A 10,205-nucleotide genomic window follows, 5' to 3' on the forward strand; every position below is an offset into this window, starting at 1 on the left:
CTTAGAATCACTGACGCTATGGAGGCGCGATCGCCCCATGGGTTTGAGCAAAATTGGAGCACTAATTTTCTTGAACTGGTGGTATTCAAACCATGACAACAAGATAGCACATATACTAATTAGTAAAATAGCACCTCGCTGAGGCACAGTTATAGTATCAACTGGGTATATAGCCTGAGTACTGCCACTGTACAAAACACTCACCAGCGCGTTTGTTCCTGCCAAGACACCACCATTAAAATCGCCTTGTTTGAATCGTGGTGTAATCTGATTCTCAATGATGTTACCAACTTTAGCATCCGGTAAAATTGGCTCAATCCCATAACCGGTTTCAATTTCAACGCGACGATCACCGACTGAAACCAAAAATAGTAAACCATTATCTTGATCTGCTTTGCCAATTCCCCAATGATTAAATAACTCTGTTGTAAACGCTTTGGGTGAAGCTGATGGCGCTGTTTCTGGCACAGTCACTACAGCAATTTCTGTACCGTTTTTGGATTCTAATTCACTAATCATTTGATTAAGTTTAGTTTCTGTCGAATCACTGAGGATATTTGCCGTATCCGTCACCCAAGTGCCATTGACTTGTTGCGGATTGGGGACATCCTGTACACTTAAGGCATAACTCAGATAAGGAAATAGGCAAAGTGCTAGACAAAATAGGCTTGCCACAATTAGGTGTTGCAGTTTTGAAAATTTCATGGTTTAATTATCCAAGAAAAATTGATTAAAACCCCGATATGGAGTGTTTAATTAGTGCAAGCGGGTCGCCCCGACACTCCGGACTACAGATGTTTCGGATTATCAATAAGGGGACAACTCGCTCAAAGGAGGCTGCTTAGAAATCACCGCCAGCGCCACCACCGCCACTGTCACCGCCACCAAAACTACCACCACCGGAATCGCCGCTACCACTGTAGCCACCGCCACTGGAACCACCACTGTAGTCACCGCCTGTGTAAATGCCGCCCGTGTAACTACTACTCGAAGAACGACGACTTGAAGAACGACGACTCGAAGAACTACTATTACTATTTGCGATTATAAAAATCACTACCGTTGGCACGCCTAATAGTAAGAGTAATACCAGTAAAGTTTCTCCAGACGATTTATATATCTTAGATGGGGACTCTAAAGACGTAGTATTACTAGCGACCCCAGCATTCGTTTTAGCCGTCGGAAAATCGGAATTAATCGGATTGATTTGGTTTTCGGTGTCTTCACTAACAATCGCTGCCATTTCTGTGGCAAAACCGCTATTCACTGGTTGCGAATTGGTAAGGTTTTTAACCGTTAATGCTTGTGCGGCAAGAGGTGAGAAAACAGTGAGACATAATGGAACTGTCCAAATCATCTGTTTGAGTTGACGTGCAAAAGGTTTCATGATTTCAATCTCCGATAAAATTTTGATGTTGATTGGGTTATATGGGAAGGCTTATTTCAGTGCCATTGAACTTAAGAGTTTGTCCTAAGCGCTTAACTCGCTTATGGCACGCTTTGTGCAACAATGAATAGGTATTAATTCAGTTTAGAAACCGCCGCCAGCACCGCCGCCACCACTGGAACCACCACCAAAGCCGCCACCACTAGAACCGCCGCCACCACTGGAACCACCGCCACCCGTGGAACCGCCGCCACTGTAGCCACTGTAGCCACTGTAGCCACTACTTGAAGAACGACGACTCGAAGAACGACGACTCGAAGAACTGCTAGTACTATTTGCTGCCAAAAGAATCACAACTGTTGGTACGCCTAATAGTACGAGTAATGCCAGCAAACCCTCTCCAGAAGATTTATAAACCTTGGATTTTGACTCAAATGATGTAGCATTACTGGCGACTTCAGAAGATGCGGTATGACTAGCGACTACAGTACTCGTTGCATCTAATGTGCCTTTTTCAACGGTTAAGGCTTGGGCAGCAAGAGGGGAGAGAATTGTTAGACAAACTGGAATTGTCCAAATCATCTGTTTGAGTTGACGTGCAAAAGGTTTCATGATTTCAATCTCCGATAAAATTTTGATGTTGATTGGGTTATGTTGGAAAGCTGTAAATTCTTGAACGTGATTCGTCTGTGTTTTACTCACTGTTGACTCCTAGGTTTTATGCAATATGTTGATTGTTGTCATAAGTCCTTACAATCTGAGCGTGGCGATTAACTGAATGGCGCTGATTTAAGGTTTGGTAGTAGGTGATGCAGGGATTTACAGCGAAGACAGCGCAACTACAAACGGGTTAGAACCCACCGCCAGCGCCACCACCGCCACTGGAACCACCGCCAAAACCACCGCCACCGCTACAGCCACCGCCGCTATAACCACCGCCACCGCCGCTATAACCACCGCCGCTATAACCACCGCCACCGCCGCTGTAACCACCGCTATAACCACCGCTATAACCACCGCTATAACCACCACTAGAGTAAGAAGGAATGCAAGGAATAATTTCCGCTGTTTGTTTTTGATAGGAACAACATTGGCAATCGTAGATAACTAATCGTTCACCTGTGCTATTTTTTGTTGCTTGCTTCACAGTTTTTTTGGTACGGGTTACGGTTAATTCTTTACAGCGAGGACATTCGTAAAACTTACCGGAAGTTACGGCACAAGTGCGAATGTGAATACCCTGACAATTCGGACATTGCCAACCATTGATTTGGATACTTCCCAGCTTTTGTGCCACTTTTTGGGGACGAGTGAGATGGGATTGCAAGTCGTTAGTACCCATGAGTTGCAGGGGATATTTACAATCGGCTTTTTGGGGAGGAGTGAGATGGGAGTGCAAGTCGTCAGTACCTATAAGTTGCAGGGGATATTTACAATCGGCTTTTTGGGGAGGAGTGAGATGGGAGTGCAAGTCGTCAGTACCTATAAGTTGCAGGGGATATTTACAATCGGCTTTTTGGGGAGGAGTGAGATGGGATTGCAAGTCGTCAGTACCTATAAGTTGCAGGGGATATTTACAATCGGCACAATGCTTGGGTGAGTGATTCCAGTCGGGATTCAAGCGTCGGGATACATGCGATCGCGCATTGGGTTTGAGGAAGATAGCATTGGATGGTGGCGTCAAGCAGGGAATCGCTTCTGTCACCTCTTCGTGATAAGCACAACAGTGACAATCTTGATGCACCAATTGCTTACCCTCTTGGTTCCAAGTGGATTCTTTGAGCACCTTTTTAATCCTGCGAGTAACGGTTAATTCCTTACAGGTGGGACATTTGCCAAAGTCTGATGAGTCGGAGATATAGGCAAAAATATGCACACCTGCTCCGGTTAAGTGAGGATGACAACGGGGACATCGCCAGCCTTCAAATCGGATACTACCAATTTTTTGCGCCACTTTTTCCGGTTGAGTGAGCTTGGATTGCAGCGTAATCGCGTCAATTTGTTCCAAGCGCTGCTTGCAATCAGCACAGTGTAAAGGGCGATTGCTGTGAGGATGCTCTTGAGTGCGGGTTTTTCCTTCCGGTTTAACCAACACTCGACGCCGCCTGCTCACATAAGTGCCAACTCCGAGTCCCAATGCTAATGCACCGCCTAAAGGAAGTTGCCAGGGAAACGTTGATGTTGATTCTTGAGGAAACACTGTCGGTTCTATCGCCACCGCTAATGCTTTCGTACCTGCCAATGTGCCACCATCAAAGTCCCCTTGTTTGAATTTGGGAATAATTTGACTGTCAATAATTCTGCCGACTTTGGCATCGGGTAAAATCGCCTCGATACCATATCCGGTTTCAATTTCTACCCGACGATCCCCTTGAGAAATGAGAAACAGAACCCCGTTATCCTCATCGGCTTTACCAATCCCCCAGTAGTTGAACAGTTTCGTGGTAAATGCTTTGGGAGACTCAGCCGGGGCTGTTTCGGGTACAGTCACCACAGCGATTTCTGTCCCATTTTTGGCTTCTAACTCAGATAGGGTTTGATTCAGTTGGGCTTCTGTGGAGTCACTGAGAATATTTGCCATATCCGTCACCCAAGTACCATTTAGCTGTTGAGGATTAGGAACCTCTTCAACGGTTAAGGCTTGACTGGAAACTGGAGAGAGAAGAGTAAGGCACAAGGGAGTTGCCCAAATTACCTGTTTGATTTTAGCGGTTATCGTTTTCATGATGTCAATTTCCTCTAAAAAGTAAATTAGCCAAAGTAGTCAGGATGCACCCGCCGAAACTGGATCAGTCTCCAGAGGCTGGGATGAAGTGGGTGCCATCTGTGCCTCACATTTCACTCATCCCGGACTTTTTCTCATTCTTGTGAGCTAATACTGTTATAGTACCCTTGAGTGAGGTTTGTCAAGGGTCAAGATCTAGAAACAGGTGATGGGGAAGGTGAGGAAGATTGTAGAGACGTAAGGCGTGGAACGTCTGGAATATAGGGGAGATGGGGAAGGTAGAATTTTGAATATCAATCAGACAAACTATGGCAAACATCCACAGCTTTACCCCTCAGCCTACAGCCGATGGCTCATTCACCTTCTTTTCTGAAGCGTTTGGTGAATATTTCCACAGTACTCAAGGGGCAAAAACGGAAGCATTGTTAAAATTTGTGGAACCTTGCCACCTGAAGCAAAAAGCCCAACAGCAGGTTGTGCGTCTGCTGGATGTCTGCTACGGCTTAGGCTACAATACAGCGGCGGCTTTAGAAACGATTTGGACGATTAACCCCAGATGTCGAGTTGAATTAGTCGCCCTGGAATTAGACCTGAGTGTACCGCGAAGCGCGATCGCACATCATTTTCTCAGTGGCTGGAATCAGCCAATTCCCGAACTCCTAGAGTGTCTGGTGACAACCTCACAAGTTCAAACCGATCAGCTTCAGGCACAACTTTATTTAGGCGATGCCAGAAAAAGCATCCAGCAATTGCGTCAGTCGAACTTTCAAGCTGATGCTATTTTTCTTGATCCCTTTTCTCCCCGTCGCTGTCCCCAATTATGGACGGTGGAATTTTTCCAGCAATTAGCCAAGTGCTGTGACAAAACAGGTAGACTAGCCACCTATTCCTGTGCGGCGGCTGTCCGTAGCGGCTTAATAACGGCTGGATTTAAGATTGGTCCGACACCCCCTGTGGGGGGACGACAACCGGGAACCGTGGCAAGTTTTGACGCTTCTACTCTACCCCCTCTCTCAGAGCGATCGCGTCAACATTTGCAAACCCGTGCGGCGATTCCCTATCGTGATCCTCAACTTGCGGATCAGGCTGATATTATTCGGCAACGGCGGCAAATTGAGCAGCAAGCCTCTACTCTCGAACCCACCTCCCACTGGCAAAAACGTTGGTCGGCGAAAGAGGGATGGGGGAGATGGGGTGAGGGGGTGAGGGGGTGATAAGGTAGCAATTGTAACGCTGAATCCCTCATATTACAGCGTGAGCCTCCTTGTGCAAAGAAGGTGAACGTCTGTTGTCGGGGCGGGTTTTACCCCTAACATTTGGTTGACACCCTGATATCACTAAACCCGCCCCGATAGAGTGCAATACCTCTTCGACAAAGGACGAATGACAAATGACAAATGACTAAGAACTAATCCCCCACAGGAACGCAGCAACACCGAGTAAACACACGATACCAGATATCCCAGCTAAGGGATTATCTCCTATTCCCGTTATCCATATCGGTCCTTTTCTGGTATAAGAAATCAGTTTGGCTTCCTGAAGACAGGTTAATCCCCAAATCCAACCCCCATGAAGTCCCCAGGCTAAGCCTAAACTCCCCCCATTCACACACCGGGCTAGGACTAATACCATACCCATTAGCCACAATCCAGGAATTTGAGGGAGCGTCTGTTGTTGTTCCCAAATCAGATGTAATAGAGCAAAAATCAGACTGGATATTACCGCCGCTATTGCCAGAGAATAGTCCTGTTGGAGTTCCGTCAGAAGGAACCCGCGAAACACCAATTCCTCGATTAATCCAATCCCTAGTCCTATTCCACATATTGGCAGTCCAATCCAGGTCAATTGCTGCCAATTTTCTCCATGCCAATCCACCCAGCCTACTAGCCATTGTCCCGTAAAGCTGATTCCTAAACTCAAAATTGCCACGCCAAATCCCCCGACTAAGGATATCAAAATCCGCGTCGTCCAGTCCCAGCCATAGTCGGGAAACGATGTATCTTCTATCTGTGTTGCCCCCCAGATAATCAGGGGGGCAATGAGGTAAAGAACAGCGACAAATGGCAACTTTTTCTGTTCTGCCAAAGGTTTAGGAGGATGCCATTTCAGTCGGGTTGCGATCGCGATGGCTAAAGGCAACCACAACGCAGACCAAGCCAGAAAAAAAACCGCGACTTTTACCAGCGCCGATGCGCTTATTAGCCAAATAATACACGGATTATCTGCCTGATCAAAAATAGCCATAAGCGCGATCGGCAAACGGTGAGGAGCTATAATTTTTGCGCTGCTACTTTCATGCTGCCAAGGATGGATACTTTGCATAACCCATCCTTTTTAGCATGAACTGCCTCAAACCCCTGCGGCTTCTAATTCCTCTTCGGACGCCTCAGATGTATCCAGATCCACCTGTTTGAGATGGATATGCTTGTAGCCCAGTTTAATTTCAAACTCATCACCGGGCTTTAATCCCATTTCCTGAGTGTAGGTTGAGCCAATCACAATCTGACCATTTTTATGGACGCTGACGCGATACGTCGGTTCCCGACCACGACCATCTTTTGCTCCCTCTGGATCTAAGGGAACACCCTTCGCCGCTAACACCGCATCATAAAAATCAGTTAAGTTGACGCGGGTCTGACCTGTTTTACTTTCGGAGTAATAGCCACAGCGTTTTGCTGTTTCTCGCCGAGGCAAGTGAGAAAGCTCTTTTACTTTTTGAAGTAAGGCTTTCCCCGTTAATGCATTAGCTTGTGTCTCTGCCATAATTTCACAGCCTATCCTTTATTTTTCAGGATGGTAAACGTCCTATGCTGCCAAGTGTATTTGGCTATATAAAAAATATATCGTTAAATCTCTGGTTTTGGTCAAGATTTTTTTGATCATTTATTAAAATTTCTAGGAATTTGAGCCATAAGGATTTTCCGGAGACGCCAAAGCCGCTTCTTAGGTTAAAATTTTAACCAAGATAGGACTCCGTGGCAAAAGATCGAACCTGAAGTATGTTCAGATCAGTGATCCATCTGGAGATTTGGCAGGTCATCTGGGAAAAATTTGACCAGACACAAGGGAGAGAGCATCTATCAGCAGAAAATCAACACTCCCAAGGATGAATGCTGAGTGACCGCCGATTGTCTTAGACTGTAGTCAGTTGGCTAAATATCGCGGCTAAATGCTCACGGACAAGTTGAGCGAGTGCCTTCTGGCAAAATTTCTCATCTATCTATCTTTCTGGGCGATCAGGAAATGAGGGGGTGATGGTCAATGGGTTGGTTGTGACTCCTCTTAAGGTGGTAATTTTCATATAGGTGTTGAGATACAAAGAGAGCATATCACTATGCAAGTTGCCTTTAAAATCATTCGACAGACTCAAAATACCTCCCCCACTATCGAGACTTACAAGTTAGATGTGGAGGAAGGAAAGACGATTCTGGAGTGCCTGAATCGGATTAAGTGGGAGCAGGATGGAACGTTAGCGTTTCGCAAGAATTGCCGCAACACAATCTGTGGTAGCTGTGCGATGCGGATCAATGGTCGCTCCGCACTGGCTTGTAAAGAAAATGTGGGCAATGAATTGGCGCAGATTCCTGAGCATCATCGTCCAGAGATTCCGGAAATCACAATTGCCCCCCTGGGTAATTTGCCCGTGATTAAGGATTTAGTCGTGGATATGCGGAGCTTTTGGGACAACTTAGAAGCGGTTGAACCCTACGTTAGCACAGCCGGACGAACCATTCCAGAACGGGAATTTTTACAAAGTCCTCAAGAGCGATCGCGCCTGGATCAGAATGGTAATTGTATCATGTGTGGCGCCTGTTATTCAGAATGTAATGCTCGCGAGGTTGATCCCACATTTGTTGGTCCTCACGCCCTCGCCAAAGCCCAACGTCTAGTCGCCGATTCTCGCGATACCGCCATAGAAAGTCGCCTGGAAAACTACAATCAAGGAACTAAGGGGGTGTGGGGATGTACCCGCTGTTTAATGTGTAACGCCGTTTGCCCGATGGATGTCGCCCCCATGGATCAAATCGGTAAAATTAAACAAGAAATTCTGACTCGCAAAGACAAGCAAGCCAGCCGCTCAATCCGCCATCGCAAAGTCTTAATTGATTTGGTCAAACAAGGAGGTTGGGTTGATGAGCGCAAATTTGGCATCCAAGTGGTGGCGAACTTCTTCCGAGATATTAAAGGAATGCTCAGTTTAAGTCCCCTTGGATTACGGATGCTCGCCCGTGGTAAATTCCCCCTAGGATTTGACGCATCTGAAGACACCGCCCAAGTGCGATCGCTGATTGAATCTGTCCAAACCTTGAAATCTGAGACACCAGAGGAAGAAATTTTACCAAAATCATGACATCTCAAACACCTACCCCAGAAAAATCGACAACAGAAACCCCCAACCAACCCGAACCCGCTTTTGGGTGGACACCTTACGCCGAACAAATCAACGGACGGTTTGCCATGATCGCATTTGTGGCTTTATTGCTGATCGAGTTGATTACAGGTAAAGGTTTATTAGGCTGGTTGGGTTTGATTTAGTTATTCGTCATTTGTCATTTGTCATTGGTCATTGGTCATTGGTTCTTTGTTAGGGAACAGGGAACAGAAAACAGGTAATCGTTTTGAGTTAACTCCTCCATCTTCCCCTGCTCCCCCTGCTTCCCCATCTCCCCGACACCGGACACCCGACACCCAACACCCGACACCCGACACCCTGACTACCAACGAGAATCCTGCGTCACTGAACTCCCCCCAATCGCCACCGCCCGTAAATTGTATGATCCGGTTTGTCCGGCTTCATAAGCGTTTGCCATTAACAAATAAATCCCATCCCTGGGTAAAATCACCGATAATCGAGCATTGGTGCCACCACCGCTATCATCATCTTGGGCTAAATCATTACCATTGGGATCAAGCAAAATTAAATAAGAATCAATTTCCCCACTGGTCATATCAATTTGCACCCGCTGACCCGCTCTGCCTTCAAAGGCATAGATGTCAAAAAAGCTGTTATCGTCCGCTAAAACATGACTTCCTTGACCCAGCCGACCGGGAATCACTGTACCATTTAGGGCTAAGGGTTGGGGGGGGCGGTGAGTCGGAGAGGGGCTGGGCTGCTGCACCGTTTGGGGCGCACGTCCATCGCGTACAGCCGCCAGAAACGGGCGAATTCTATCAATGCTAATCGCAAAGCCAATCCCCAAATTCCCGCCGCTAGGACTGCCTAAAATCGCTGTATTCACCCCAATTAATTCACCTTGAGAGTTTAGTAGGGGTCCACCAGAGTTTCCTGGATTAATTGTGGCATCGGTTTGAATTAAGCCCCTTTGTTGGTCAATACGGCTAACAATCCCGACTGTAAACGTGCCTTGAAACCTGCCAAACGGATTGCCAATGGCAAATGCCCGTTGTCCAACTTGCACGGGACGAGGAGCCAGAGAAATCGTCGGTAAATTGCTAGGAGTGCGAATTTTGAGAACCGCTAAGTCTACATTATCCCCAAACGCCACCACATCCGCGCTCAGGCGTCTGCCATCCGCTAGCGTTACCGTAACCGTCGGGGAACCTGCGACAACGTGAGCATTGGTGAGGACTAATCCATCGGCGCTAATAATACTGCCACTGCCTGTACCTTCTACTGTATCAATGGAAACCACTGCCGGACTAGCTTGTTGATAAACCTGAATATTAATTTGTTCATCAATATCTTGAGCCACCGCCACTGTTGAGCCTAGCCGGAGATGCAGCCAGTCAATCGGTGCGATCGCGTGGAGAGTCGTAGCACCAATCGCAGTCACAGTAGCAAGGATTCCCGATATAGCAATAGGCAAGCGTTTGGTACTCATGGTTGATGGTCACTAAGCCTCAAGGTCTAGTTTTATAGTGGCATTCGCTCAAATCATTAGATCATAATCCTGTGACAATTTTTGTGGGTCAGGTTTTTCGCTTTTGCTCTATTAGGACTTACGCAAAGGCTCTATAGGTATGGTGTGTTATCGTAGCGTAACCCACCTTAACCAATACATAAGGTGTGGCTGCTCTATGTAACGGAGAGCTACGGCAATAAAAGTGAGATAACTCCTATATGTGAGTTAA

10 protein-coding genes are annotated in these 10,205 nt (G+C 46.7%); 3 read left to right on the forward strand and 7 right to left on the reverse strand.

Annotated elements, in window-relative coordinates; all coding sequences use genetic code 11:
* The 4 genes from ACLFWI_RS19185 to ACLFWI_RS19200 form a co-directional block, all read right to left on the reverse strand.
* Window positions 1–705, reverse strand: a 705-nt coding sequence (locus tag ACLFWI_RS19185; protein ID WP_446414236.1) for a TPM domain-containing protein, incomplete at its 3' end; no start/stop codon positions are given.
* Window positions 706–841: 136 nt separating this feature from the next.
* Window positions 842–1,387 carry a hypothetical protein gene (locus ACLFWI_RS19190; protein WP_446414237.1) on the reverse strand — a complete coding sequence of 182 codons (546 nt, stop codon included), beginning with the start codon at window positions 1,385–1,387 and terminating at the stop codon, window positions 842–844.
* A 144-nt stretch (window positions 1,388–1,531) separates the two neighbouring features.
* Window positions 1,532–1,999, reverse strand: coding sequence for a hypothetical protein (locus tag ACLFWI_RS19195; RefSeq protein WP_446414238.1), 468 nt, complete (start codon window positions 1,997–1,999; stop codon window positions 1,532–1,534).
* A gap of 238 nt (window positions 2,000–2,237) precedes the next feature.
* On the reverse strand, window positions 2,238–4,112 hold the full coding sequence (locus tag ACLFWI_RS19200) for a TPM domain-containing protein (RefSeq protein WP_446414239.1): 1,875 nt from the start codon (window positions 4,110–4,112) through the stop codon (window positions 2,238–2,240).
* A gap of 308 nt (window positions 4,113–4,420) precedes the next feature.
* On the opposite strand from ACLFWI_RS19200, the gene ACLFWI_RS19205 reads away from it, so the two are divergent.
* Window positions 4,421–5,326, forward strand: coding sequence for a tRNA (5-methylaminomethyl-2-thiouridine)(34)-methyltransferase MnmD (locus ACLFWI_RS19205; protein WP_446414240.1), 906 nt, complete (start codon window positions 4,421–4,423; stop codon window positions 5,324–5,326).
* A 187-nt stretch (window positions 5,327–5,513) separates the two neighbouring features.
* Here the strand turns inward: ACLFWI_RS19205 and ACLFWI_RS19210 are convergent, their stop codons facing one another.
* Together ACLFWI_RS19210 and ACLFWI_RS19215 are read right to left on the reverse strand one after the other, a co-directional pair.
* Window positions 5,514–6,356 carry a CPBP family intramembrane glutamic endopeptidase gene (locus ACLFWI_RS19210; protein WP_446414244.1) on the reverse strand — a complete coding sequence of 281 codons (843 nt, stop codon included), beginning with the start codon at window positions 6,354–6,356 and terminating at the stop codon, window positions 5,514–5,516.
* Window positions 6,357–6,461: 105 nt separating this feature from the next.
* Window positions 6,462–6,875 carry an AbrB family transcriptional regulator gene (locus ACLFWI_RS19215; protein WP_446414241.1) on the reverse strand — a complete coding sequence of 138 codons (414 nt, stop codon included), beginning with the start codon at window positions 6,873–6,875 and terminating at the stop codon, window positions 6,462–6,464.
* Window positions 6,876–7,446: 571 nt separating this feature from the next.
* On the opposite strand from ACLFWI_RS19215, the gene ACLFWI_RS19220 reads away from it, so the two are divergent.
* Complete coding sequence (locus tag ACLFWI_RS19220; protein WP_446414242.1) at window positions 7,447–8,463, forward strand: succinate dehydrogenase/fumarate reductase iron-sulfur subunit; 1,017 nt, start codon at window positions 7,447–7,449, stop codon at window positions 8,461–8,463.
* Window positions 8,460–8,648: a chlorophyll a/b-binding protein gene (locus ACLFWI_RS19225; RefSeq protein WP_446348078.1), complete on the forward strand. Its 189-nt coding sequence runs from the start codon at window positions 8,460–8,462 to the stop codon at window positions 8,646–8,648. Before ACLFWI_RS19220 ends, ACLFWI_RS19225 begins: the two co-directional genes overlap by 4 nt.
* A 179-nt stretch (window positions 8,649–8,827) precedes the next feature.
* On the opposite strand, the gene ACLFWI_RS19230 is transcribed toward ACLFWI_RS19225, so the two are convergent.
* Window positions 8,828–9,955, reverse strand: a complete 1,128-nt coding sequence (locus ACLFWI_RS19230; protein ID WP_446414243.1) for a trypsin-like peptidase domain-containing protein — start codon at window positions 9,953–9,955, stop codon at window positions 8,828–8,830.
* Between the last annotated feature and the right edge of the window lie 250 nt (window positions 9,956–10,205).

Source organism: Coleofasciculus sp., assembly GCF_046539235.1.
Lineage (GTDB): Bacteria > Cyanobacteriota > Cyanobacteriia > Cyanobacteriales > Coleofasciculaceae > Coleofasciculus.